We start from the raw sequence: 22924 nt of genomic DNA on the forward strand, positions 1-22924 counted from the left end.
CTGGCGACTGAATCCAACCATAGCCTGACGTATGTCGCATGGCAGTGCGCAAGGGACGCCGTCTAATGCGCGCTTACATATGATGAAGCTGCTGCAAGTCGACAGCAGTCTCGATCATCGCAAGCAGCTCGCGACCGAACTCAAGTATGGCGGCGACATGGACGACTCTGCGTCGATGAACATCTGGCTGCACAAGCAACTGATGCAGGCGCTCGCGGCGAACGGCGGCAAGCTGCCGGCCGATCTGGTCGGCTAAACGCGCCGGCGCGCGAACGAAAAGCCCGCATCCGGCGATACGCCCGGTCGCGGGCTTTTGACATCTGTCGCGCAGAGCAGGGCGGCTGCCGCCCGAAGCGACTCAGCGCAGCGCCGACTTCGTTCGGGAACGCGCGAAGGCTGCGATCGGATCGTCCGCGTACGCCGCGATCGGGTCGAGCGTGAACGGCGAACCGTCGGACATGGATTTCGTGCGATGCCGCGTCGACGTATCCGTACGCGCCGCCGCCGCGTGCACACGACTTTGCGCCGCAGCCTGCGCAGGCGCGACGTTCGCGCTGCCAATCCACTCTTCCGCGTACTTCGCGAACGACGGCCCGGCGGCAGTCATCAGGACAACGGAAATCGTCATCAGGCGCAAGGCGTTTCGTGCTGGCATAAAGGGCTTCTTGTCGTTGTTTCATGGGATTCGCGCTGCTGCGAGAAGATGCGCGGCCGCAGGCATCTTCGGCGCGCATATGCGAAAGCGCGTCGATCACCACGGTATCGACCAACGAAGAGAAGGGACGCGCGCTCGTTGAAACCATGCGCGCTGACAGAAGCGTGCAGTTCCTTCGTCGTGTTGATTCATCCAACCGAGTGAAGGAACGCATTTAAGCGGTTGCGTCGGCAAAAAGCACCGAGACTTTTCCTATTCGTGCAAGCGGCAACGATCCTTTACGAATTCCGTCGTTTCGGCAGGTATATTGATCGAGTGATTGCTAGCCGATGGCACTTAAAGGGCCAGCGTCGTGTCGACGATGCCCTGCGCGAGCGAACGCGCAGCGCATCGTGCCGCGGCTTATTGCTTCATCGTGCCGGTCGCCTTTCCGCCCCGAGCCGGCGCAGGCGATGCCTCCGGCGACATGCCTTGCTGGCGCTGCTGCATCAGCGTTCCGCTGCCGGACGTCCCGGCAGGCACACCGCCTTGAGACGCGTCGTTGGAACCGGGAGTCGGCGATGCATTCGTCTGCCCTTGCATTTGCTGCGGACGCTGATTCAGTTGATCGCGCGACATTTCCTGCGCGAAAGTGGCTGTGCTGACGAGCGCGAGAAGCGCGCCTGCCATTGCTGCGGTCGCTTTCATGACTGTCTCCTGTAATAGGGCGCAACGCGCGCCGCTAAAACCGTTTCAGCATCGACCGTGCCGCGCGGCAATCGGTGTTGTCTGATATTAGAGTGACTAGCATGAGAATGAGCGGTGGCGTTCCAATGCCGATTCATTACAATTCGCGATCCAAACGAACTTGAGCCGCCCGGAAATCGATTCAACGGGCATATTGCGATGGAGTGTTTCATGTCGATGACACTGAACGATTTATTGGCATGGAGCGAACGCTTGCCGGATCAGACTGCCGAGGAAGCGAAAATGCTTCACGCTTTGATCGAGCGGCAAGAGGCAGAACTGAGAATGCGCATCGCGGATCTCATCGCCACGGTGAGCGAGCGCGAAAACTGGAAATTGCAACGTTGCGCGGCGACGGCGCGGCGCGTCGAACAAACGTCACGCGCGCATCTCGATGCGGTTCATGAGTATTTTCTGAATCGTAACGAAGGGCGATTGCATGCCGAAACGCCAGAGATCCTCGCGGATCTCCTCGGCGAACCGCCGTCCGGCCCTGACCACGTGAGCACGCCGGTGCTGTTGAACGCGAGCGCGCCTGACGCCGATGCTTCAGATGCCGCTCCGGTCGTCGAATTTTACGGGCAACTGAAATCGCTCGAAGCGCGTGTCGCGGAAACGCCCGGCATCGGATGCGGCGTTCAAGGCATTCGGATCATGCGGATGGTCGCGCTGATGTCGAAGGCGCGTTCGGCGCAACTGGCGAATGTGCGCATCAGCGGGACGCAAGCTGTTTATCGGCATTCGTGATTAGTTGTTTTTGCTCGGCGAGTGAAACAATATGGCGTATTGACATAACGGCGTGTTTTCAGCCGATGCTGCGCGGCTTTTTTGAAGCTGCAATTGCATCCGTGAATGACTCGCCTATACTGGGATTCATCAGCCGAAAGCACTAGCGCTATGTTATTTGTTATCCAGAATAATCGGTCACGCCATTGACCGGTTCGCCGCGCATCATTTCTATTCGTGCGCTTGTGGCTGAGATCGCGTTGGAAAGCCAATCCTGGAGTCATTGTGAAAAGCCTGTTAAGCAGACGTGGCACCTTTCTCGATAACGCGCCGTCCTTTCTCGTGCGGCAAAAGGCGAACGGCGCGGTGGCTTTCTCCGCGCCGCTCAAGTCCGATGACGACGCGCTCCCCGACGATCTCCACTCGGCGCCTGCCGCCCCATCCACGCGCGTGACGCCGCTGCGACCGGCCGGCGCGCCGACGCAGGCGAGCACGCAGTCGCTGCAGGCGGCACAAATAGCGGAAGTGGAATGGCTGATGCAGCAATCGGCACTCGAGACGTTTCGCACGTTTCGAAGCTTCGCGTTTTCGGTGAGTCTCCTGTTTTATCCGCGCGAGCTGACTTACTACGCCGTGCTTCATCACGAAGACGCCGTCTGGCGCGTGCTGAAGGCCGGCGACGTCAGCGCGGCCGATCCCGCGTTCCGCCATTTCGTCGAACAGGCGATCCGCCTCGCGGAAGCCGACATGCGGCGCTTGCATCTCGAAGCGCAGAACGAGCAATTCACGCGGCTCATCGCCGAGTCGGAAGCGCAGGTTGAGCGCGCCCGAGTCGATTTGCAGCGCGGCAGCGCGCAGGATCACGAAGTCGCGATCCGGCAGCAGGAAACACGCAAGGAACTGGCGCAACTGGAAGCGCGCCGTGTCGCCGCGCAGGTCGAGTTGAACAAGCTGCAACGACAAATGCATCAGCTTTCGGCGACGAGCAACGAAAGCGTTCCGCTCCTGTCATCGCGGCGTTGAAAGCGGAAACGCGAATTCGGGCGCTGGGCGCTCAATCATCGCTTTTATCGGCGTAGGGCACGTGCGACTGCGAAATGTAGCTGCTGAGTCCGCGTCCGGCGCGCGCGTGCCGTTTCATCGCTTCGACATGCGCGCGCCCGGGCGTTTCGTAGTCGTACAGGTAGGTTGTGCCGTTGGCGAAGCGGACCTTGATGCCGTCGCGCAGAATTTCGAATGCCGAGACGCCGGAGTTGCCAGCCAGATTCCGATAGGGCTGCATAGAGAATTCCTTCTGCGTCGTGCGCCCACAACAGCGGACGCATTTTGCGAGCGGCAGGATTTGACGAGCCGGGCTAAAGAACATCTAATCCCGGCCGATATTGTTGTTATGTGTCAGCGACGGGGGCCTCAGGCAGTCATGGAAAAAGACCAATTGCCGTTTCTCGATTCCAACGATCCTCACTTTCAGCACGCGCGCGCGCTGAGTTTGTCGGTGGGCGCGATCCGTCGCGCACAAGGCAAATGTAATCCGAACGACTTTCCGGTCGGTTCGATCGAGTGGCACTTTGCCGTCGAGGACTTCGCGGGCGATGTGCTTCGCGCGCTGATGGACGACGGCTCCGAAGCCATCGACGTCCCGCTGCGCGAACGTCCGCTCGACTAGCGCGGTCGCTGCGCCGGGACGACATCGCCCCGGCGCGCGCGCATCAGAGCTTCACGCCGCCCGCTTCAGGCGCGTCGACGCCTCCGGGTGGGACCGCGCCGGTCGCGGTGACGTCGCTCGATCGCACGTCGTCCGACCAGTACGGCTCGCGGCCGTAGTGCTGATGGATGGTGCTCGCCCAGACACGATCGGCCATGGACGGCCAGGCGTCCTTGTCGAAGCCCGGCGAGTTGCGCACCTGATCGGCGGTCGCGGCGACGCGGAAGCACCGGTTGTCCGTATCGAGCGTGAGCGCGCCCCACGGCACCGCGAGCAGCTTGTCGCCGATCCCGAGAAAGCCGCCGCTCGACAACACCGCATACGCAATGCGGCCGCTCCTCACGTCCAGCATGATTTCCTTGAGCGACCCCACGTCGTGGCCGTCGCTGCTCAGCACCGAATTGCCGTCGAGCGTGCTCGCCGCCATGACGTCCGGACCGGGTCCGGCGGCGGTCGCCGCGCCTTTGCCGACGATCGTCGCGCCTTCGGAAGATGTCCCCATTGGTTGATTCATGATCCGCTCCTTGCAGTTTGCAGGCCGATGCCCGCGTGGTTGCTGATCGACGCGGTTCTTGTCGTTGTTCTGTCCCGTTCCATCTTTCGAGCAACGCTCGTTCCCGTTTCTTCACGCCAAAGCGCCGTCGCAGGCCTCGAAGCGTGGCCCGGCACGTGCGTCTGCTAAGCTGCGCACTCCTTCATCCAGCTCGCCGCTCATGGTCGATTTCGAAGAATTGCTGGCCGTCGCCTACAAGAAAGAGCGCCTGCAAAGCCGCAGGCTCGCCAAGCATGCGGCGCTGTCGGAACACGCGGCGCTCGCGAAAACGCTGATGAAAGCGGCAGCTACGCAATCCTTGCGCGATCTCGTCGATGCGCGCCTCGCCGCGCAGGCCAAAGCCGCCGATGCGTTGCGCTTGCGCAAGCGCGAGCGGGCGGAGCGCGCGAATCGACGTATCGCCGTCGATTCGTCGCCCGCGCACGGCGAAGCGTGGATCGGCTGGTTCGATGGCTCCGCGCTGCCGAACCCGGGGCGCTTAGGCATTGGCGGCGTGCTGAAGGGGCCGCAGGGCAAGAGTGTCGAAATCAGCGCGGCAGCGGGAATCGGCGACAGCAGCGCGGCGGAATATCTGGCGCTAATCGCGTTGCTGGAAGCGGCGCTGCGGGAAGGCGCCGCGCAACTGATGATTTACGGCGACAGCCGCGTCGTCATCGACGATATCGCCGCGCCCGAAAGCGCCGGCATCCGCTCGCTCGCGCACCACGCGGCGCGGGTTCGCACGCTGGTCGCGCAGATCGGCGACGTGCGCCTGCAATGGATACCGCGCGCCCGCAACGCCGACGCCGACCGGCTGTCGCGGCAAGCGCTGGGACTCCTGGCGCTGCGGGCCGCGTAACAATCAGCCAAGTTCGCGAATATCGGCCGTCGGCACGCTGCCGAACGCATCGCTCATCACGTAATCGATCAGCTTTTGCGCCGACTGCTCCGGCGTCGCGAGCTGGCCGTCGCGCTTGAGCGCATCGAATCGCTCGCGCAGCGGAAAGCGATCCAGCGCGGTGCCGCGAATTTCCGCCTGCATGTCTGTATCGACCACGCCCGGCGCGACGCTGCAAATCCGTAGCCCCTGGTTGTCGTCGAGCGCGACGGCGCGCGCGTGATGATCGAGCGCCGCCTTCGTCGCGCAGTAGATGCTCCAGCCGGGATACGCGTTGCGTCCCGCGCCGCTCGAAATATGGACGATGCGCCGATCCGGCGCGTGCGTGTGCGCGGCGGCGAACGCGGCGGCGAGCATCAGCGGCGCGGCGACATTCACGCTGACCGCGCGCGCCACCGCACCCGCGTCCTGATCCGCGAGCGGTCCGACCGGCGCGAGCATTCCCGCATTGTTGACGAGCACCACGCGATCCGCGCCCGCCATGAACCGGCCGAGCGCGCCGTCCGCGAGCCAGGCGGTGAGCGCGGGCAGGTCGGCGAGATCGAGCTCGACTTCCTGAAGCTGGCCGGGATAGCGCGCGGCGAGATCGGCGTTGCGTTTGCGCGAGATCGCGAGGATGTCGGCGTCGAGCGACAGCAGGGTGTCGGCGAGCGCCGCGCCTAGGCCGCGCGTGTGGCCGGTGACGATCGCGAGAGTCTTGTTGGGCATCGGGTGATCCGGTTGCGTGAGGGAAGCTGACGCGTCGATTCTATCGATACGCGGCCCGACGCGCCGGCCCGCTCAATAGCGCCGAATCGGCTGGAAGGGAAGGGGGAAGACACTTGTTCGTTGGTTACAGGTCACAGCGGACCGTTGCGCGGTTTTTTTACCTGACAAGATGTGTCGGGGGAATCGACAATTCTGAAAAAGACATGAACCGCCTTCGGAGCCTCCTATGCCCATCCGTCCAGCCGACCTTCCCGCCGCCGTCGCGACAGCGTGCGCCTCCCACCGCGCACGCTCGCGAGCCGTCATGGCGGCGTGCATTGCGTTCGTCGGCGTGCCGGCCGCAGCCTGGGCGCAAAGCTCCGTGCAGCTCTACGGCGAGCTGGACACCGGCCTCGCCTATGTCAACAACGTCGGCGGCCACGCGCAATATCGGCTGACGACCGGCACCATCGACGGCAGCTACTGGGGCTTGCAAGGCTCCGAAGACCTCGGCGGCGGCGCGCGCGCGATTTTCCGGCTGGAGCGCGGCTTGGCGGTATCGACGGGACAGGGCCTCAACGATCATCCGATGTACGTCGGACTCGGCACCGATGAACTCGGCACGCTGACCTTCGGTCACCAATACGACTCGATCCACGACTATTTCGCGCCCTTCACGCTGACGGGCGGCACGGGCGGCACCGCGTTCGCGCATCTGCTCGACAACGACAACGCGAACAACTCGTTCCTCGCCGCGAATTCGCTGAAATACACGAGCGCGACATATGGCGGCTTCAGCTTCGGCGGCCTCTACGCATTCTCGAATCAGGCGGGACAGTTCGCGAACAACCGCGCGTACAGCATCGGTGCGAACTACACGGCCGGATCGTTCAGCGCGGGCGCGGCTTACCTGCACAACAACGGGCGCGGCAACACGGCCGACGGCGCATACGATTCGCTCGCGCTGCCCGGCTCCGCGCCCGGCGCGGTGGTCAATGCCAACGTCCAGCGGCAGAATACGTTCGGCGTGGGAATGAGCTACGGCATCGGCGACTTTCAACTGGCGGGCACGTTCTCGCGCTCGATCAGCAGCGGCGCCGTCGATGCCGATACCGGCGACGCGCTCGCCTCCCTCGCGCTCAACAACTACGAGCTGAACGCCATCTACAAGCTGACGCCGGCCATTCTTCTCGCGGGCATGTATGTGTACACGAACGGCGGCGGCGCGCACTGGCATGAAGGCGCGTTGCAGGTCGATTATCTGTTGGGCAAGCGCACCGATGTGTATGTCGAAACCATTTATCAGCGCGCGTCGTCGCAGGCGCCGGCGATCATCAACAGCAACGATCCGTCGAGCGGCCGCAATCAGTTGATGTTCACGACGGGCATCCGTCATCGCTTCTGAGCTTCGCAGGTCGATCATGTCGCTCCAGACTTTTTCGTTGTTCGTCCCGGCGTGCTTCGCCATCAACATGGCATTCGGGCCGAACAACATGCTGTCCTTGTCGAACGGCGCGCGAGAAGGCGTGCGCGCTTCCGTGCTCGCGTCGTTCGGGCGGCTGGCGGCGTTCGCCATCATGATCGGAATTGCCGGGCTCGGACTCGGCGCGTTGCTGCTTGCATCGCAGACGCTGTTCACGGCCGTCAAGCTGGCCGGCGCGGCCTATCTCGTGTGGATCGGCGTGAAGCTGATCCGCTCCGGCCCGGCGCTCGTTGCGAACGACGATGCGCGCAGGCCCACGGGCGTCGCGGCGCTGATGCGGCAGGAGTTTCTCGTCGCGGCAGGCAATCCGAAGGCGATTCTCGTGTTCACCGCGTTTTTTCCGCAGTTCGTCGATCGCAGCGCGTATGCGACGAGCTTCGCCATTCTCGGCGCGATCTTCCTGCTGCTCGAACTCGTGGCCATCGTCATTTATTCCGCGCTCGGCACGCGGCTGAGATCGCTTTCGCGCGGCGCTCGCGGCTTCAAATGGTTCAATCGCGCGAGCGGGGCGCTCATGATCGGCTTCGGTCTGATGCTGGCATTCGTGCGCCGGCCAGCCGCGTAGTTTTCTAAGCAATGCAAGTCTTTTCGATTCTCCGCGCCATTTTCTGCGCGTTGCCTGAGTCTTGATCGGCAACACGGCATTGCGGAGAATGCGCGCGCCGCGCGTGTGCGATAGGCGATAATCCCCGTTTTTGGTCGAAGTCATTCCCCGCTTTAGGACCCATTCTATTTTTTCTCTTACGGCGTTTTTCTGAAACGCCCGCATTGCTTATCTGTTGTTGAAGGAATTTCCCGATGATGAATCAATCGCCCGTCATATCTCAGACGCGCTCGTTTTCGACCGTCTTTCTCATCGAAATGTGGGAGCGTTTCGGCTATTACGGCATGGCGGCGCTGCTCGTGCTGTTCATGATCGACAAAATCGGTTTCGCCGATGATTACGCGAATCTCACCTGGGGCGCATTCACCGCGCTGGTATTTTCGGCGCCGTCGATAGGCGGCTGGATCGGCGACAAGATTCTCGGCGCGCGTCGCACAATGACGCTCGGCGCAATCGTGCTGGCGGCCGGTTATTTCATGCTGGCGCTGCCGTTCGATGCGCTCGGCTTCATGTATGCGTCGCTCGGCGTGATCGTCGTCGGCAACGGATTGTTCAAGTCGAATGCGGCCAATCTCGTGCGACGCATTTACGAAGGCGATGACGCGCGCATCGACAGCGCTTTCACCATTTATTACATGGCGGTGAATATCGGTTCGACGGTATCGATGCTCGCGACGCCGTGGATCAAGGACCATTGGGGCTGGCATACGGCGTTCGCGGTGTGCTTTGGCGGCATGGTGCTCGGCCTCGTGAACTACGCGCTGATGCGCCGCACGCTGGCGCGCATCGGCTCCGCGCCGGACGATCAGCCGATCCGCTGGCGCGCGTTCGTCGCGGTCGTCGCGGGAAGCGTGGCGCTCGCGGCGGCGACGGTGTTCATCCTGCAGCATCAGACGGTCGCGCGGTACTGCGTGTGGGCGGCCGGGCTCGGCATCCTCGTGATCTTCGGCTACATGCTCGCGCAATGCGATCGCAGCGAACGGGCGGGCCTCGTCGCCGCGCTCATTCTGACGCTGCAGGTCATTCTCTTCTTCGTTTTCTACCAGCAGATGTCGACGTCGCTCACGCTGTTCGCGCTGCGCAATGTCGATCCGGTGTTCTCGGTCGCGGGTGTCGAACTGTTCACGTGGAGCGCGGCGCAGTTCCAGGCGCTCAATCCGATCTGGATCATGATCCTGAGCCCGATCCTCGCCGTGCTCTACGCGCGGCAGGCGCGGCGCGGTCGCGATATTCCGGTCGCGGGGAAATATGCGCTCGGCTTCGTGGTCGTCGCGGTCGGTTTCTTCGTGTTCGGCCTGAGCGGGCGATACGCGGTGGACGGGCGCGTGTCGTCGTGGTTCATGGTGGCGGGCTACGGGCTTTATTCGCTCGGAGAGTTGCTGGTGTCGGGCTTGGGTCTCGCGATGATCGCGCGCTACGTGCCGGCGCGCATGGGCGGCTTCATGATGGGCGCGTATTTCGTGGCGACGGGCGTGTCGCAGTACCTCGGCAGCGTCGTGGCGAATCTGGCGCGCATGCCGTCCGGCAATCTCGATCCGCTGCAATCGCTGCCGCTCTACACGCATCTGTTCGTCTGGCTCGGTTGGCTCGCGACGGGCGGGGCGGTGGTGGCCATCGTGCTGTTGCCGCTGCTGGGCAAGCTGTCGCGGGCGCATCATCGCGCGTCGCTGGCGGCAAGCGATGACGGGCGCGCACGCCTGAATCCTGCTTCGGCATCGTGATTGAAAAGACTGTTTGACTTCGCGAGCCGCTCCGGTCTATAATTTCTTTCTCCAGACGCGGGGTGGAGCAGTCTGGCAGCTCGTCGGGCTCATAACCCGAAGGTCGTAGGTTCAAATCCTACCCCCGCAACCAGATGTCAAGCAAAGAGCCCGGCTAAACCGGGCTCTTTGCTTTTGCGCGTCCGTTAGCGTTGTTTGCTGCGGGCAGGCGCCGTTGCAATCTGCGTTCAATCCACGCGCACATTCCCGAAAGCACAAAAAGCCTGCATGAGCGATGAACTCATGCAGGCTTTTTGTCATCCCGCTGGCCGGCTTCGAAAGGGCGCACGCTTACACGTGCAACTCGCGAGCTTTCGCCCGTGGCGCGTTCACCACGGCATTGACGAAACCGCGACCCGCTGAACGCCGGCTGTGCTGCTGACCAACATCGCAAGGCGAGGGCGATGCGCCCGCGCCCACCAGTCGATCAATAGAATTTCTTCGGCAGTTGCGCGCGACGGATCTGCTTGCGCAGACGAGCGACAGCAGCAGCTTTCTTGCGCTTGCGCTCGGTGGTCGGCTTTTCATATGCCATGCGCGACTTGAGCTCTTGAATCAGGCCCGTGCGCTCGACGGTACGGCGAAAACGACGCATGGCGACGTCGAAAGGCTCGTTCTCTTTCAACAATACTTTAGTCATTGAAATCTCGGTTGATCTGGCCCTGCCAGAAATTGGGGCAAAGCGCAATTGTACACTTTTTGAGAGCCGCTCTGCATCCTCTTTCCGCGAAGATGTCCTGTTGCAGGCTCGGGATTCACATCGTAGGTCGTTGAATCGTGACGACAATCCCGAAATACCCGCGTGCCGGATACCAGCGTGCGTCAGAATCCGCGCGAGCGAACCGGGCGACGAGCAGGCGCGCTGACGCTCGCCTCCGGCTGATCGATCGTCACGTCGGACCGGGCGAGCGCGACGCACGGAAGAATCCAGCCATCGGCCTTCTCCTCGGCCGTCAGACCCGGCCAGTCGATGCGATAGCCTACTTCGCCCGCGACGAGCCGGCACATGCACGCGCGACACGTCCCGTTGCGGCACGAACGCGGCAGCGAGACGCCCGCGTGCAATGCCGCCTCCAGCAGCGTAGCGTCATCCGCCGCTTCGACGACGTGCCCGCCCGGCGCGATCGTCAACTTGAAAACACGCGCGCCGCTCACGCATGCACCTCGATGATCGCGCGGCCGTTCGTCAGATCGCGCAATTCGGCGGCTGCGGATTCGCGCGCGGCGGCGGGCATGCGCACGACGAGCCGCACCGTCATCGCATAGGCGCTTTCGACGAGTTCCGCGTCGTGGTGCTCGATCCATCGGCGCACGCGCGCTTCGTCGGCGTAATCGATGTCGACGTCCATCAGGCCGCGCTCGATGCGCTCCACGCGCTCGGCCGACTGCATCGCGGTGGCGATGGCGTCGGTGTAGGCGCGCACGAGGCCGCCCGCGCCCAGCTTGATGCCGCCGTAGTAGCGCACGACCGCCGCGAGCACGCCGTCCACTTCGTGATGCCGCAGCACTTCGAGAATCGGCCGGCCCGCGGTGCCGGAAGGCTCGCCGTCGTCGGACATGCCGGACTGGCCGCCCGCGAGCAGCGCCCAGCAGACGTGCGTCGCGGTCGGATGCTCGGCGCGCAGGCGGTCGAGTTCGCGCATCGCGGCATCGCGATCGGGGACGGGAATCGCCAGCGCGATGAAGCGGCTTTTCCGCACATCGATTTCGGCGCTGACTGGGGAGGCGAGGGTATAGGTCGGCAAGGCGGCTTACGTCACGGATTGAGGAATGTCACGCCGCCGCGCCGAGCGCGCGCTGCATCAGCACGCTGTCGACCCATCCGCCGAGCTTGTAGCCGACGTTGCGCAGCACGCCGACATGTTCGAAGCCGAGCCGCGCGTGCAAGGCGATGGACCCGGCGTTGCCGCTGCTGCCGATGACCGCGATCATCTGCCGCCACGGGCCCGCTTCGCATCGCGCGATCAGCGCCGACAACAGCGCGAGTCCGATGCCGCGTCCGCCGAAGCCATCGGCGACATAGACCGAATCTTCGATCGTATGCCGGTACGCGGAGCGCGCCCGGTACGCCGATGCATACGCATAGCCCGTGACTTCACCGTCGACTTCAGCGACGAGATAGGGCAGTCCCGCCGCGACGATCGCATCGTGGCGCGCGCGCATCTCGTCGACGGAAGGCGGGGCCTCCTCGAACGTCGCAAGCGCACGGAGCACGTAGTGCGCGTAGATGCGCGCGATGGCGTCGAAGTCGCCGGGCGCGGCATCGCGGATGACGGGCTGGCGCACGCTGGTTGAAGTCATGACGGTTTCGGATGGCAGGACGGGTTCTCAGGACGTGAGGGCGCGCGGGCGTCGCACGGACGTACTTGCAAGGCCGAATTCTCTCACGGCGCGCAAACGCAAATAAATGGACGGCGGGCCGTGCGCCAGCCCACCAAAACGGCGACTTTTTACCGAATTAAAACGTTGAAGCCCGCAACGCGCGCCCTCTACACTAAGTCGCCTGCGCAGCACGTCGCATTGCCGCCTTTCGGTCCGAGCCGGCGCGATCAGAACGTAAGGCCGATGCACGCGGCCTTCGCCTGGGCGACGCGCGCAACAGCGTGAGAGCCGCTCGCATCGCGGCGCGACCATAACACGCAATGAACAACTTTCAACGTGGGGCGCTCGCGGCGCTTCTGATCGTCACCGTCGGGATTGCGGCGCTCGCGCCCGCGGGGATCGGCTTCGTCGTCGCGGCGCGCAGCGAGCGGCAGCAGCGCGTCGAGCGCCTGAGCGTGCTCGCCGATGCCGCGCTCTATCGCGCCGAGGACATCACGCGGCGTCTGTCGGGTGCGCTCGGCGAAATCGGCAAGGTCAACGAAGCACCGTGCTCGATGTCGTATCTGCATGCGCTCCGGCAAATCACGCTCACGCACGAACAGGTGCGCGACGCCGGCGCTTACGACCGCGACGGCCGCTGGCAATGCTCGTCGCTGCTCGGCGCGGTATCGGCGGGGACGTTCGACGGCCTCACGCTGCCGCCGCCCGACTGGCGCTCGCCCGACGGCCTCAGCGCGTGGTACGGCCTCGCGCGCCTGCCGGGCGGCAAGGAATCGCTCGTGATGGGCCGCGACGGTTTCTACATCACCGCCGATCCCGCGCTGTACGTCGACGGCATCGAAACGGGCATTGCGCCCGAGGATCGCGTCGCCGTCATCAACACCGAAGCGCGGCGGCTGATCGCCGGCACGCCCGCCACCGATGCCGCCGCCGTCCTCGCGGTCTACAGCCAGCCGCCGCAATGGTCCGATTGCGCGGCGATCGCCGTGCGCCAGTCGGCGTCGATGCCGATCGCGGTCATCGTGAGCGCGCCGCGCGAGACATGGCGCCGGCGCGTGCGCGCGCTGCCGTGGGGCTGGCTGCTCGGCGGCGTGGCGACGGGCCTCGCGTGCGCGGGCTGGCTCGCGTTCGTCGTGGTGCGCCGCGTGTCGCCGCGCGGACAACTGAGCGACGCGGTGCGGCGGCATCAGTTCATCGTCGCGTATCAGCCGATCGTCGATCTCGCCACGCGGCGCTGCGTCGGCGCGGAGGCGCTCGTGCGCTGGAAGCATCACGACCGCATCGTGCGGCCGGACCATTTCATCCCGCTCGCGGAGCACGGCGGATTGATCCAGGCGATCACCGATCAGGTGCTCGACACCGTGCTTCTCGAACTCGGCGATTTCCTGCGGCGCTACGCCGACTACTACGTTTCCGTGAATCTCTCGGTGCCCGACCTGACGACGCGGCGCTTTCTCGACGTGCTCGGCCCCGCGATTGCAAAACAGGGCGTGCGGCCGCAGCAGATTCGTATCGAAGCGACCGAGCGCGCGTTTCTCGACGCCGACGCCGCGAAGGACGTGATCGACGCGTTCCGCCGCGCGGGCCACGCCGTCTATCTCGACGACTTCGGCACCGGCTATTCGAGCCTGTCGCATTTGCAGTCGTTTCGCGTGGACGGGCTGAAGATCGACAAGTCGTTCGTCGATACCATCGGACAGGACGCGGCGTCGAGCAGTGTGGCGTCGCATATCATCGAGATGGCGGCGACGCTCGACGTGCAGGTGATCGCCGAGGGCATCGAGCGCGAGGAGCAGGCCGCGTATCTGCACGCGCGCGGCGCGCAGTCCGGACAGGGCTGGCTCTTCTCGCCGCCGCTCACCGCCGCCGAATTCATCCGCTACGCGGGACGAACGCGCGGAACGTAACCATCAACGGACACGCTTCATGGACGATCACACGGCAGTCTCCTTTCTTCGCGACGTGCGGCATCCGCTGCTCGCGCTGCATCGCGCGGTGCTCGCGCATCTGCGCACGCGGCACGAGGCCGAGTTCGGGCCGGTGTCGCCGGGCGAATTCCTGCAGATCGTGATCAACGGCAGCGCGTATCGCTGGCTTTCGCCGCTGTCGACACTGATCGCCGCCATCGACGACGTCCTCGACGACGACGAAGCCACGCCCGACGCGCGCATCGAGCATGCGAAGGCGGTCGCCGCGATGTTCCGCGCCGAAACCCGCGATGCCGCGTTCGCCGAACGGTTCCTGCCGCTGTTGCAGGAGAGCCCGGAGATCGCCGTCGCGAACGGGCATGTGGTGCAGGTCGTGCGCGGACTGGCGCGAGACTAGCCGCGCGCGCTCTATCGAAAAAGCGACGCAAAAGCGCGAATTTCGCCCGCGCCGTTGATCGGGGTTTGCCCGGCTGGCGTGCGCCGATTGCGTTGTACAGCGGGCAAACACGGCTTTCGCGCTCGTGCGACGCCGATTGCTGCATCGCAATAACACCATGCCGCGCCGTTTGAGCGGCGTATTTTGGCTTGCGACGATCGCCCCCAATCCACGAACAAGGAGGCGCTCGTGTCGCTGTACGGCTTCGGCCCGCTGCTCTGGGCGGGCGCAAAAGAAACGCTCGCGCTCGCGATGCTCTCGCTCGCGGTATCGGTGCTGCTCGGACTCGTCGGCGCGTCGGCGAAACTGTCGCGGCACGGCTTGCTGCGCGGCATCGCGACCGCTTATACGACGCTGATCCGCTCGGTGCCCGATCTCGTGCTGATGCTGCTGCTTTTCTACAGCATCCAGATCGCGGTCAATCACATCACCGATGCGTTCGCGTGGGATCAGTTCGACATCGATCCGTTCACGGCCGGCGTGCTCACGCTCGGCTTCATCTACGGCGCGTATTTCACCGAAACGTTTCGCGGCGCGTTTCTCGCGGTGCCGCGCGGCCAGCTCGAAGCGGGCAGCGCCTACGGCATGAGCGGCCTGCGCGTGTTCGGCCGCATTCTCTTTCCGCAGATGATGCGGTTCGCGCTACCGGGCATCGGCAACAACTGGCAGGTGCTCGTGAAGGCGACGGCGCTCGTGTCGATCATCGGTCTCGCCGATGTCGTCAAGGCCGCGCAGGACGCGGGCAAGAGCACGTTCAACATGTTCTTCTTCGTGCTCGTCGCCGCGCTCATCTATCTCGCGATCACGACGGCATCGAACGTCGTGCTGATGGCGCTCGAGCGCCGCTATTCCACCGGCGTGCGTCACGCCGAGCTATGACGACGGAGCAGCCATGATCCCGATCCTCGCCGAATACTGGCGTCCGTTCCTGTACTCCGACGGCATGCACGCGTCGGGCCTCGTCGTCACGCTGTGGCTGCTGGCGGCGTCGATCGCAATCGGCTTTTGCGCGTCGGTGCCGCTCGCCTGCGCGCGCGTGTCGAAGCGCCGCTGGCTCTCCACGCCCGTGCGCCTCTACACCTACGTGTTTCGCGGCACGCCGCTCTACGTGCAATTGCTGTTGCTCTACACGGGCATGTACAGCCTCGAATTCATCCGCAGCCAGTCGCTGCTCGAAGCGTTCTTTCGCAGCGGCTTCAACTGCGCGGTGCTCGCGTTCGCCTTGAACACGTGCGCCTACACGACGGAAATCTTCGCCGGCGCGATCCGCGCGACCCCGCACGGCGAAGTCGAAGCCGCGCGCGCATACGGCATGGGCACGTTCACGATGTATCGACGCGTCATTCTGCCGTCCGCGCTGCGCCGCGCCTTGCCTTTGTACAGCAATGAAGTGATCCTGATGCTGCATGCGACGACCGTCGCGTTCACGGCGACCGTGCCCGACATACTCAAAGTCGCGCGCGATGCGAATTCGGCCACGTACGAATCGTTCGGTTCGTTCGGCGTCGCGGCGCTCCTGTATCTGGCGGTCTCGTTCGCGCTCGTCGCGGCGTTCAGGCGGGCGGAGCGCCGCTGGCTCGCGTATTTGCGGCCGGCCGCGCATTGACGGGCGGTAAAATCCGCAACCGTGCCGAGATCCATGACATCTACCGAGGAGAAAGCGTTGGAGCCCACAGCCAAAGACGTCGCGACGAAGCTCGCCGCGCAGGACATCCACAAGCGCTACGGCGACAACGAAGTGCTCAAGGGCGTTTCGCTTTCGGCGCGCGCGGGCGATGTCATCAGCATCATCGGCGCGAGCGGCTCGGGCAAGAGCACGTTCCTGCGCTGCATCAATTTCCTTGAGAAGCCGAACGCGGGGCAGATCGTCGTCGACGGCGAAGCCGTGCGCACGAAAGCCGATCGCAACGGCAATCTCGACGTCGCCGATCATAAACAGCTCCAGCGCGTGCGCACGAAACTCGCGATGGTCTTTCAGCACTTCAACCTGTGGTCGCACATGACGGCCATCGAGAACGTGATGGAAGCGCCCATTCACGTGCTCGGCGTGTCGAAGAAGGAAGCCGAGGAACGCGCGCGCGAGTATCTGGAGAAAGTGGGCTTGCCGCCGCGCGTCGAGAAGCAGTATCCGTCGCACTTGTCGGGCGGGCAGCAGCAGCGCGTCGCGATTGCGCGGGCGCTCGCCATGCATCCCGACGTGATGCTCTTCGACGAACCCACGTCCGCGCTCGATCCCGAACTCGTCGGCGAAGTGCTGAAGGTCATGCAGAAGCTCGCGGAAGAAGGCCGCACGATGATCGTCGTGACGCACGAAATGGGCTTTGCGCGCAACGTGTCGAATCACGTGATGTTCCTGCATCAGGGCCGCACGGAGGAAGAAGGCGCGCCGTCGGACGTGCTCACCGCGCCCAAGAGCGAGCGGCTGAAGCAGTTCCTCTCGGGCAGCCTCAAGTAACGTGGCGAGTTCATCGGGCGCGGCGCGCGGGCCGCTGCAAGTGGCGATCGTCGCGCTGCCGCCCGTTTCGATGAGCGGCATCGGTCCAATCGTCGACAGTCTCGCGCTCGCCAATGAAATCGACGGGCATCGTCTCTACGAATGGCGCGTGTGCTCGTGGGACGGCCGTGCCGTGCCGCTCTCCGGCGGCGCGCAGCTTCCCGCCGATTGCGCATTCAACGACGCCCTTCAGTGCGACTGGCTCATCGTCGTATCGGAGCGCTATCAGCAGTTCGCGGACTATCGGCTCTTTCTCGCGAGCCTCGCGCGCATTGCGCCGCGCACGCCGCTCGTCTCCGGCATTCATCACGGCGTCTGGTGGCTCGCGATGGCCGGGCAACTCGCGCAATATCGCGTGGCGGTGAACTGGGAAACGTATCAGCAGTTCACGGAGCAGTTCGAGCGCACCATCGTCACGCAGCAGATATTCGAGATCGATCGCGATCGCGCGACGTGCGCGGGCGGTCAGGCGAGCATCGACTTCATGCTGGCGATGATCGCGCGCGATCACGGTCAGGATCTTGCCGAACGCATCGCGGATTCGCTCGGCATCGGCGTGTTGCGCGCGGGCACGGAGCGCCAGCGCATTCCGTTCGTGACCGCGCCGGGCGAGCGCCATCCGCGCCTGAACGATGCGCTGCAACTGATGGAAGCGAACATCGAAGACCCGCTCGCCACCGATGAAATCGCCACGCTCGTCGGCATCTCGCGCCGGCAGCTGGAACGGCTCTTTCGACAATATCTCGGCGCGATGCCGTCGAAGTATTACCTCAACCTGCGCCTCACCAAGGCGCGCACGCAATTGCAGCGCACGAGCAAATCCGTCGTGCAGATCAGCCTCGCGTGCGGATTTTCGTCGGCGGCGCATTTCTCGAATGCGTATCGCGACCGCTTCGGCGTGACGCCGCGCGAGGAACGCCGCAACTGGATCGAAAAGCAGCGCGGCGGCGCGCTCGACGAACCGCGCGGCGGCGCGTTGATCGAGCCGCCCGATCCGCGCTGACCGGGCGCGCGCAAAGCCCATGAAAGCATGTCGCGAACGCGCAAGACGGAATGCGAGCGATTGCTTAATATCGAATGCATTGCAGTGCGGATCAGCACGAACCAAGTGCAGCACGAACCAGAAGAGGAGTGGCTCATGACCGACATCAATGTGAATCGCGGTACGTTCGATGAAGTAATGGTTCCGGTTTTCTCGCCGGCCAGTTTCGTGCCCGACCGGGGCCGCGGCTCGCGCGTGTGGGACACGGAAGGCCGCGATTATGTCGATTTCGCCGGCGGCATCGCGGTGACGGCGTTGGGCCACGGGCATCCCGAATTGCTGAAAGTGCTGCACGAGCAGGGCGACAAGCTCTGGCACATCGGCAACGGCTACACCAACGAACCCGTATTGCGCCTCGCGAAACGCCTGACCGATCTGACCTTCGCCGATCGCGCGTTCTTCGCGAACTCCGGCGCCGAGGCCAATGAAGCCGCGCTGAAGCTCGCGCGCCGCTATGCCATCGACAAGTTCGGGCCCGAGAAGATCGAGATCATCTCGTTCACGCAGTCGTTTCACGGCCGCACGTTCTTCACCGTGAGCGTCGGCGGTCAGCCGAAGTACGCGGAAGGCTTCGGCCCGCAGCCGCAAGGCATCCGTCATCTGCCGTACAACGATCTGGCACAGGCGGTCGAAGCGATCAGCGACAAGGCGTGCGCCGTGATCGTCGAGCCGGTGCAGGGCGAAGGCGGCGTGCTGCCCGCCGATCCCGCGTTCCTCAAGGGCTTGCGCGAAGCCTGCGACAAGCACGGCGCGCTGCTGATTTTCGACGAAGTGCAGACCGGCGTCGGCCGCACCGGGACGTTCTACGCGTACATGCAGTACGGCGTGACGCCCGACATTCTCACGACCGCGAAGGCGCTCGGCAACGGCTTCCCGATCGGCGCGATGCTCACCACCGATGCCATCGCGCAGCACTTCAAGGTCGGCGTGCACGGCACGACGTACGGCGGCAATCCGCTGGGCGCATCGATCGCGGAGAAGGTCGTCGAACTGATTAGCGATCCGAAACTTCTCGAAGGCGTCGGCGAGCGCAGCAAGGCGATCAAGGCGCATCTCGAACGCATCAACGAGCGCTTCGGCCTCTTCAAGGAGATTCGCGGCCGCGGCCTGTTGATCGGCGCGGAACTGGCCGATGCCTACAAGGACCGCGCGAAGGACGTGCTCAACGCGGCGGCGGCGAACGGCGTCATCATGCTGATCGCGGGGCCGAACGTGATTCGCTTCGCGCCGTCGCTCATCATGCCGATGGCCGATCTCGACGAAGGCTTCGCACGCATCGAGAAGGCGGTAGAGCAGGTCGTGGGCGCGGTTGCCGTCAGCCGCTGATCGCACGTTGATTCATCGCCATAAGGAAACGACGATGCTATTCGTTCGTCCCGCAAGCGCCTCCGATCTCGACGAGCTCGAACGGATGGCGCGCGCCGCGCACCCCGTGCTGCACTCGCTGCCGCGCGATCGCGAGCAGCTCGCCACGCGCGTCGCGCTGTCCGAAGATTCGTTTCGCGCCGAAGTCGATTTTCCGGGCGAAGAGTTCTATCTCTTCGTGCTGGAAGACTCGGACACGGGCAAGCTGCTCGGTACGTCGAGCATCGTCGCGTCGGCGGGCTATTCCGAGCCGTTCTACGCGTTTCGCAACGACGCGCTCATCCACGCATCGCGCGAACTCAAGGTGAACCGCAAGATTCACGCGCTCACCATGTCGCACGAACTCACGGGCAAGAGCCGCCTGACGGGCTTTTATATCGATCCGTCGCTGCGCACGCCCGAAGGCGAAGCGGCGGCGCATCTGCTGTCGCGCGCGCGCATGATGTACGTCGTCGCGAATCGCAAGCGCTTTTCGAGCGAAGTCTTTTCGCTGATGCTCGGCGTGACGGATGCCGCCGGCGCATCGCCGTTCTGGGAAGCCGTCGGCCGCAAGTTCTTCGGGCGCGACTTCGAACAGGTCGAACTCGAATCGGGCGGACGCAGCCGCACGTTCATCGCCGAAGTCATGCCGACGTATCCGATCTACGTGCCGCTCTTGCCCGGCGAAGCGCAGCGCGTGCTCGGCGAGCCGAACGAAAGCACGCTGCTCGCGTACGACATCCACCTGGAAGAAGGCTTCGAGCCGGACCGTTTCGTCGATATCTTCGATGCCGGCCCGGTGCTGACGCTTACCGTCGACAAGAGCGCGTCGGCGGGTTCGGGCGAATGGCGCCCGGTGCGCGATGGTGCTGTGTCGAACGGCACGCCGTATCTGGTCGCGGCGGGCGGCGCGCACGGCTTTCGCTGCATTCTTGCCGATCTGAACGGAACGCGCGCCGATGGCGCCGCATTGACCGCCGCCGCACGCGATGCGCTCGGCGTGCATGAGAAGGACACGGTGCGTTGCGTGCCGCTGCATCAAGCCTCGGGAGAATTGCAATGATCGTCGTGCGCTGCGTGCAGCCGGGAGATGTCGACGCGCTCGTCGCGCTGGCAAAGGAAACGGGCCCGGGGCTCACCACGTTCAAGCCGGATCGCGATGCGCTCGCCGCGCGCGTCGAACGCGCGCGCCGCACGCTCGCCGATGCCGCCGCGCCCTTCGAAGCGGGCTACTTCTTCGTGATGGAAGACACCGCGACGGGCGATGTCGCGGGCGTGTGCGGCATCGAAACGGAAGTCGGGCTGGAGCAGCCGTTCTACAACTATCGCGTGGCGACCGTCGTGCATGCGAGCAAGGACCTCGGCGTGTGGACGCGCATGTCGCTCCTCAACATCTCGCACGACCTCACGGGTTATGCCGAAGTGTGCTCGCTGTTCCTGAGCCCGCGTTATCGCACGGCGGGCGTGGGCGGGCTGCTCTCGCGGTCGCGCTTCATGTTCATCGCGCAATTCAAAGAGCGCTTTCCGCAGCGGCTGTGCGCGGAGTTGCGCGGCCATTTCGACGACAACGGCGAATCGCCGTTCTGGAACGCAGTCGGCTCGCATTTCTATCAGATCGATTTCAACGAAGCCGATTACCTCAGTTCGCACGGCAAGAAGTCGTTTCTCGCGGAGCTGATGCCGCGCTATCCGGTGTATCTCGATCTGCTGCCCGAGGACGCGCAGCGCGCGGTCGGCGTCACGCATCGCGATACGGCGCCCGCGCGCAAGATGCTCGAAGCGGAAGGGCTGCGTTACGAGAATCACGTCGATATCTTCGATGCCGGCCCGGTGCTCGAATGCCACACGTCGGACTTGCGCACGGTGCGTGAGAGCGTGCTGGCGACGGTAAGGATCGGCGAGCGCGTCGCGAAAGAGGGCGAGCCGAAGAGCCTCGTATCGAACACATCGCTCGAAGATTTTCGCTGCGGCGCGACGACGGGCGCGGTCGAGGACGGCGTATTCCTCCTCACCGCCGACGAAGCCGCCGCATTGCGCGTCGGCGCGGGCGATACCGTGCGCGTGCTGACATCGCAGCCGCGCTGAATCACAAATTGAGAGACGTCATGGATATCCGGAACGAGTTGTACATCGGCGGTGAATGGCAGGGCGGCAAGGGCGCGGCGTTCGCATCGCGCAATCCCGCAAGCGACGAAGTCGTGTGGCAAGGCAAGAGCGCATCCGCCGATGATGTCGATCGCGCGGTATCGTCGGCGCGGCGCGCGTTCGCGTCGTGGTCGGCGATGAGCTTCGATGAGCGCGTGGGCATCGCGAAACGCTTCGCCGCGCTGCTGAACGAGAACAAGGAAGCGCTGGCGCACGCGATCGGCCGCGAAACCGGCAAGCCGCTGTGGGAAGCGCGCACGGAAGTGGCGTCGATGGCCGCGAAGGTCGATATTTCCGTGCAGGCGTACCACGAGCGCACCGGCGAGAAGCGCGCCCCGATGGCCGATGGCGTCGCGGTGCTGCGGCATCGGCCGCATGGCGTCGTCGCGGTGTTCGGGCCGTACAACTTTCCGGGGCATCTGCCGAACGGACATATCGTGCCGGCGCTGATCGCGGGCAACGCGGTCGTGTTCAAGCCGTCGGAACTGGCGCCGGGCGTCGCGGCGGCGACCGTCGCGCTGTGGATGGAAGCCGGCTTGCCCGCGGGCGTGCTCAATCTCGTGCAAGGCGAGAAGGACACGGGCGTCGCGCTCGCCAATCATCGGCAGATCGACGGCCTTTTCTTCACCGGCAGTTCGGATACCGGCACGCTCTTGCATCGCCAGTTCGGCGGGCGGCCGGAAATCGTGCTCGCGCTGGAGATGGGCGGAAACAATCCGCTCGTCGTCGCGCAGGTGGAAGACATCGACGCCGCCGTGCATCACACGATTCAATCCGCGTTTCTCTCGGCGGGCCAGCGCTGCACGTGCGCGCGGCGGCTTTTCGTTCCCGACGACGCCTTCGGCGAGCGCTTCACGCAGCGTTTCGCGGAGGTGACCGCGAACATTCGCATCGGCGCCTACGATGAAAATCCGCAGCCGTTCATGGGCGCGGTGATCTCGGCGCGGGCGGCGGCACGGCTCGTGCTCGCCCAGCAGCAATTGATCGATGCAGGCGCGAAGCCGATCCTCGAAATGCAGCAGCGCGCGGCGAATCTCGGCTTCGTCACGCCCGCGATTCTGGACGTGACGCAAGCGCGCGATATCCCCGACGAGGAGCATTTCGGCCCGATGGTGCAGCTCACGCGCTACAAGACCTTCGACGAAGCGATCGAGCGCGCGAACGACACCGCCTTCGGCCTGTCCGCGGGCCTGCTCGCCGACGACGAAGCCGCCTGGACGCACTTCCAGCGCACGATCCGCGCCGGCATCGTCAACTGGAACCGGCCGACCAACGGCGCGTCGTCGGCGGCGCCGTTCGGCGGGATCGGGCGTTCGGGCAATCAGCGGCCGAGTGCGTACTACGCGGCGGACTACTGCTCGTATCCGATGGCGTCGGTGGAAAGCGCGCAATTGCAGATGCCGGCGAGCGTATCGCCGGGTCTCACGTTCTAAGCAT

At 64.5% G+C, this 22924-nt stretch carries 26 protein-coding genes, 1 tRNA gene and 1 pseudogene; 19 read left to right on the forward strand and 9 right to left on the reverse strand.

Translation table 11 applies throughout. The features are described 5' to 3' along the window. Nucleotides 1-82 precede the first annotated feature (82 nt). Nucleotides 83-256, forward strand: a pseudogene (locus tag AWB72_RS23280) (DUF3597 domain-containing protein); the annotation flags it as partial. A gap of 102 nt (nucleotides 257-358) precedes the next feature. Here AWB72_RS23280 and AWB72_RS23285 read toward each other — a convergent pair. Beyond that, a complete protein-coding gene (locus tag AWB72_RS23285; RefSeq protein ID WP_143754676.1) occupies nucleotides 359-655 on the reverse strand; it encodes a hypothetical protein in 297 nt (98 codons plus the stop codon). Between the two features lie 402 nt (nucleotides 656-1057). Beyond that, complete coding sequence (locus AWB72_RS23295; protein WP_040049300.1) at nucleotides 1058-1342, reverse strand: hypothetical protein; 285 nt, start codon at nucleotides 1340-1342, stop codon at nucleotides 1058-1060. Nucleotides 1343-1552: 210 nt separating this feature from the next. Between AWB72_RS23295 and AWB72_RS23300 the strand changes: the two genes are divergently transcribed. Together AWB72_RS23300 and AWB72_RS23305 are read left to right on the forward strand one after the other, a co-directional pair. Continuing rightward, nucleotides 1553-2128 (forward strand): hypothetical protein, encoded by a 576-nt coding sequence (locus AWB72_RS23300; protein WP_040049515.1) that lies wholly within the window; start codon nucleotides 1553-1555, stop codon nucleotides 2126-2128. A gap of 264 nt (nucleotides 2129-2392) precedes the next feature. Then, on the forward strand, nucleotides 2393-3130 hold the full coding sequence (locus AWB72_RS23305) for a DUF2968 domain-containing protein (protein WP_040049301.1): 738 nt from the start codon (nucleotides 2393-2395) through the stop codon (nucleotides 3128-3130). Nucleotides 3131-3161: 31 nt separating this feature from the next. Here the strand turns inward: AWB72_RS23305 and AWB72_RS23310 are convergent, their stop codons facing one another. Then, nucleotides 3162-3473: a hypothetical protein gene (locus AWB72_RS23310; RefSeq protein WP_342066149.1), complete on the reverse strand. Its 312-nt coding sequence runs from the start codon at nucleotides 3471-3473 to the stop codon at nucleotides 3162-3164. A gap of 54 nt (nucleotides 3474-3527) precedes the next feature. On the opposite strand from AWB72_RS23310, the gene AWB72_RS23315 reads away from it, so the two are divergent. Then, complete coding sequence (locus AWB72_RS23315) at nucleotides 3528-3773, forward strand: hypothetical protein (protein ID WP_040049303.1); 246 nt, start codon at nucleotides 3528-3530, stop codon at nucleotides 3771-3773. Between the two features lie 43 nt (nucleotides 3774-3816). On the opposite strand, the gene AWB72_RS23320 is transcribed toward AWB72_RS23315, so the two are convergent. Beyond that, complete coding sequence (locus AWB72_RS23320) at nucleotides 3817-4326, reverse strand: PRC-barrel domain-containing protein (RefSeq protein ID WP_040049304.1); 510 nt, start codon at nucleotides 4324-4326, stop codon at nucleotides 3817-3819. 199 nt (nucleotides 4327-4525) lie between these two features. Between AWB72_RS23320 and AWB72_RS23325 the strand changes: the two genes are divergently transcribed. Continuing rightward, entirely contained in the window at nucleotides 4526-5203 is a 678-nt protein-coding gene (locus AWB72_RS23325; protein ID WP_087128765.1) for a reverse transcriptase-like protein, read from the forward strand. A 3-nt stretch (nucleotides 5204-5206) separates the two neighbouring features. Here AWB72_RS23325 and AWB72_RS23330 read toward each other — a convergent pair whose 3' ends face one another. Further along, a complete protein-coding gene (locus AWB72_RS23330; RefSeq protein WP_040049306.1) occupies nucleotides 5207-5950 on the reverse strand; it encodes an SDR family oxidoreductase in 744 nt (247 codons plus the stop codon). Nucleotides 5951-6254: 304 nt separating this feature from the next. Between AWB72_RS23330 and AWB72_RS23335 the strand changes: the two genes are divergently transcribed. From AWB72_RS23335 to AWB72_RS23350, 4 genes are all read left to right on the forward strand, one after another. Then, nucleotides 6255-7334, forward strand: coding sequence for a porin (locus AWB72_RS23335; protein WP_040049307.1), 1080 nt, complete (start codon nucleotides 6255-6257; stop codon nucleotides 7332-7334). Nucleotides 7335-7350: 16 nt separating this feature from the next. Beyond that, nucleotides 7351-7977, forward strand: a complete 627-nt coding sequence (locus AWB72_RS23340) for a LysE family translocator (RefSeq protein WP_040049308.1) — start codon at nucleotides 7351-7353, stop codon at nucleotides 7975-7977. Between the two features lie 236 nt (nucleotides 7978-8213). Beyond that, on the forward strand, nucleotides 8214-9737 hold the full coding sequence (locus tag AWB72_RS23345; RefSeq protein ID WP_087128777.1) for a peptide MFS transporter: 1524 nt from the start codon (nucleotides 8214-8216) through the stop codon (nucleotides 9735-9737). A gap of 56 nt (nucleotides 9738-9793) precedes the next feature. Beyond that, a tRNA-Met gene (locus AWB72_RS23350) sits at nucleotides 9794-9870 on the forward strand. Nucleotides 9871-10203: 333 nt separating this feature from the next. Here the strand turns inward: AWB72_RS23350 and rpsU are convergent. From rpsU to AWB72_RS23370, 4 genes are all read right to left on the reverse strand, one after another. Then, nucleotides 10204-10416 (reverse strand): 30S ribosomal protein S21, encoded by a 213-nt coding sequence (gene rpsU / locus AWB72_RS23355; protein ID WP_006999077.1) that lies wholly within the window; start codon nucleotides 10414-10416, stop codon nucleotides 10204-10206. 182 nt (nucleotides 10417-10598) lie between these two features. Then, nucleotides 10599-10931 carry a 2Fe-2S iron-sulfur cluster-binding protein gene (locus AWB72_RS23360; protein WP_040049309.1) on the reverse strand — a complete coding sequence of 111 codons (333 nt, stop codon included), beginning with the start codon at nucleotides 10929-10931 and terminating at the stop codon, nucleotides 10599-10601. Then, a complete protein-coding gene (locus tag AWB72_RS23365; RefSeq protein ID WP_040049310.1) occupies nucleotides 10928-11521 on the reverse strand; it encodes an IMPACT family protein in 594 nt (197 codons plus the stop codon). Before AWB72_RS23365 ends, AWB72_RS23360 begins: the two co-directional genes overlap by 4 nt. Before the next feature lie 28 nt (nucleotides 11522-11549). Next, complete coding sequence (locus AWB72_RS23370) at nucleotides 11550-12077, reverse strand: GNAT family N-acetyltransferase (RefSeq protein WP_040049311.1); 528 nt, start codon at nucleotides 12075-12077, stop codon at nucleotides 11550-11552. 341 nt (nucleotides 12078-12418) lie between these two features. Between AWB72_RS23370 and AWB72_RS23375 the strand changes: the two genes are divergently transcribed. The 10 genes from AWB72_RS23375 (at nucleotide 12419) to astD (ending at nucleotide 22920) form a co-directional block, all read left to right on the forward strand. Next, nucleotides 12419-14005 carry an EAL domain-containing protein gene (locus AWB72_RS23375; protein ID WP_040049312.1) on the forward strand — a complete coding sequence of 529 codons (1587 nt, stop codon included), beginning with the start codon at nucleotides 12419-12421 and terminating at the stop codon, nucleotides 14003-14005. Nucleotides 14006-14024: 19 nt separating this feature from the next. Next, on the forward strand, nucleotides 14025-14423 hold the full coding sequence (locus AWB72_RS23380; RefSeq protein ID WP_040049313.1) for a hypothetical protein: 399 nt from the start codon (nucleotides 14025-14027) through the stop codon (nucleotides 14421-14423). Nucleotides 14424-14651: 228 nt separating this feature from the next. Further along, complete coding sequence (locus AWB72_RS23385) at nucleotides 14652-15341, forward strand: ABC transporter permease (RefSeq protein ID WP_040049516.1); 690 nt, start codon at nucleotides 14652-14654, stop codon at nucleotides 15339-15341. Nucleotides 15342-15354: 13 nt separating this feature from the next. Then, a complete protein-coding gene (locus AWB72_RS23390; protein ID WP_040049314.1) occupies nucleotides 15355-16068 on the forward strand; it encodes an ABC transporter permease in 714 nt (237 codons plus the stop codon). A 33-nt stretch (nucleotides 16069-16101) separates the two neighbouring features. Then, entirely contained in the window at nucleotides 16102-16917 is an 816-nt protein-coding gene (locus tag AWB72_RS23395) for an ABC transporter ATP-binding protein (RefSeq protein WP_040049315.1), read from the forward strand. Nucleotides 16918-16987: 70 nt separating this feature from the next. After that, nucleotides 16988-17959: a GlxA family transcriptional regulator gene (locus tag AWB72_RS23400; protein ID WP_284507124.1), complete on the forward strand. Its 972-nt coding sequence runs from the start codon at nucleotides 16988-16990 to the stop codon at nucleotides 17957-17959. Nucleotides 17960-18094: 135 nt separating this feature from the next. After that, the gene (locus AWB72_RS23405; RefSeq protein ID WP_040049517.1) at nucleotides 18095-19324 is read left to right on the forward strand and encodes an aspartate aminotransferase family protein; all 1230 of its coding nucleotides are present in this window, start codon (nucleotides 18095-18097) and stop codon (nucleotides 19322-19324) included. 34 nt (nucleotides 19325-19358) lie between these two features. Continuing rightward, nucleotides 19359-20405 (forward strand): arginine/ornithine succinyltransferase subunit alpha, encoded by a 1047-nt coding sequence (gene aruF / locus AWB72_RS23410; RefSeq protein WP_040049518.1) that lies wholly within the window; start codon nucleotides 19359-19361, stop codon nucleotides 20403-20405. After that, nucleotides 20402-21427: an arginine N-succinyltransferase gene (gene astA, locus AWB72_RS23415; protein WP_040049317.1), complete on the forward strand. Its 1026-nt coding sequence runs from the start codon at nucleotides 20402-20404 to the stop codon at nucleotides 21425-21427. Before aruF ends, astA begins: the two co-directional genes overlap by 4 nt. A gap of 20 nt (nucleotides 21428-21447) precedes the next feature. After that, nucleotides 21448-22920, forward strand: a complete 1473-nt coding sequence (astD, locus tag AWB72_RS23420; protein WP_040049318.1) for a succinylglutamate-semialdehyde dehydrogenase — start codon at nucleotides 21448-21450, stop codon at nucleotides 22918-22920. The last annotated feature ends 4 nt before the right edge of the window (nucleotides 22921-22924 follow it).

The sequence above is a fragment of the Caballeronia concitans genome, from assembly GCF_001544615.1.
GTDB lineage: Bacteria > Pseudomonadota > Gammaproteobacteria > Burkholderiales > Burkholderiaceae > Caballeronia > Caballeronia concitans.

Coding starts and splice junctions, on each gene's coding strand:
- rpsU (WP_006999077.1), bottom strand. CDS start 10,416: ATGACTAAAGTATTGTTGAAAGAGAACGAGCCTTTCGACGTCGCCATG.
- AWB72_RS23300 (WP_040049515.1), top strand. CDS start 1,553: ATGTCGATGACACTGAACGATTTATTGGCATGGAGCGAACGCTTGCCG.
- AWB72_RS23345 (WP_087128777.1), top strand. CDS start 8,214: ATGAATCAATCGCCCGTCATATCTCAGACGCGCTCGTTTTCGACCGTC.
- AWB72_RS23400 (WP_284507124.1), top strand. CDS start 16,988: ATGAGCGGCATCGGTCCAATCGTCGACAGTCTCGCGCTCGCCAATGAA.
- AWB72_RS23405 (WP_040049517.1), top strand. CDS start 18,095: ATGACCGACATCAATGTGAATCGCGGTACGTTCGATGAAGTAATGGTT.
- AWB72_RS23330 (WP_040049306.1), bottom strand. CDS start 5,950: ATGCCCAACAAGACTCTCGCGATCGTCACCGGCCACACGCGCGGCCTA.
- AWB72_RS23285 (WP_143754676.1), bottom strand. CDS start 655: ATGCCAGCACGAAACGCCTTGCGCCTGATGACGATTTCCGTTGTCCTG.
- astA (WP_040049317.1), top strand. CDS start 20,402: ATGATCGTCGTGCGCTGCGTGCAGCCGGGAGATGTCGACGCGCTCGTC.
- astD (WP_040049318.1), top strand. CDS start 21,448: ATGGATATCCGGAACGAGTTGTACATCGGCGGTGAATGGCAGGGCGGC.
- AWB72_RS23390 (WP_040049314.1), top strand. CDS start 15,355: ATGATCCCGATCCTCGCCGAATACTGGCGTCCGTTCCTGTACTCCGAC.
- AWB72_RS23340 (WP_040049308.1), top strand. CDS start 7,351: ATGTCGCTCCAGACTTTTTCGTTGTTCGTCCCGGCGTGCTTCGCCATC.
- AWB72_RS23395 (WP_040049315.1), top strand. CDS start 16,102: ATGACATCTACCGAGGAGAAAGCGTTGGAGCCCACAGCCAAAGACGTC.
- aruF (WP_040049518.1), top strand. CDS start 19,359: ATGCTATTCGTTCGTCCCGCAAGCGCCTCCGATCTCGACGAGCTCGAA.
- AWB72_RS23315 (WP_040049303.1), top strand. CDS start 3,528: ATGGAAAAAGACCAATTGCCGTTTCTCGATTCCAACGATCCTCACTTT.
- AWB72_RS23320 (WP_040049304.1), bottom strand. CDS start 4,326: ATGAATCAACCAATGGGGACATCTTCCGAAGGCGCGACGATCGTCGGC.
- AWB72_RS23380 (WP_040049313.1), top strand. CDS start 14,025: ATGGACGATCACACGGCAGTCTCCTTTCTTCGCGACGTGCGGCATCCG.
- AWB72_RS23375 (WP_040049312.1), top strand. CDS start 12,419: ATGAACAACTTTCAACGTGGGGCGCTCGCGGCGCTTCTGATCGTCACC.
- AWB72_RS23325 (WP_087128765.1), top strand. CDS start 4,526: ATGGTCGATTTCGAAGAATTGCTGGCCGTCGCCTACAAGAAAGAGCGC.
- AWB72_RS23370 (WP_040049311.1), bottom strand. CDS start 12,077: ATGACTTCAACCAGCGTGCGCCAGCCCGTCATCCGCGATGCCGCGCCC.
- AWB72_RS23335 (WP_040049307.1), top strand. CDS start 6,255: ATGGCGGCGTGCATTGCGTTCGTCGGCGTGCCGGCCGCAGCCTGGGCG.
- AWB72_RS23295 (WP_040049300.1), bottom strand. CDS start 1,342: ATGAAAGCGACCGCAGCAATGGCAGGCGCGCTTCTCGCGCTCGTCAGC.
- AWB72_RS23310 (WP_342066149.1), bottom strand. CDS start 3,473: ATGTTCTTTAGCCCGGCTCGTCAAATCCTGCCGCTCGCAAAATGCGTC.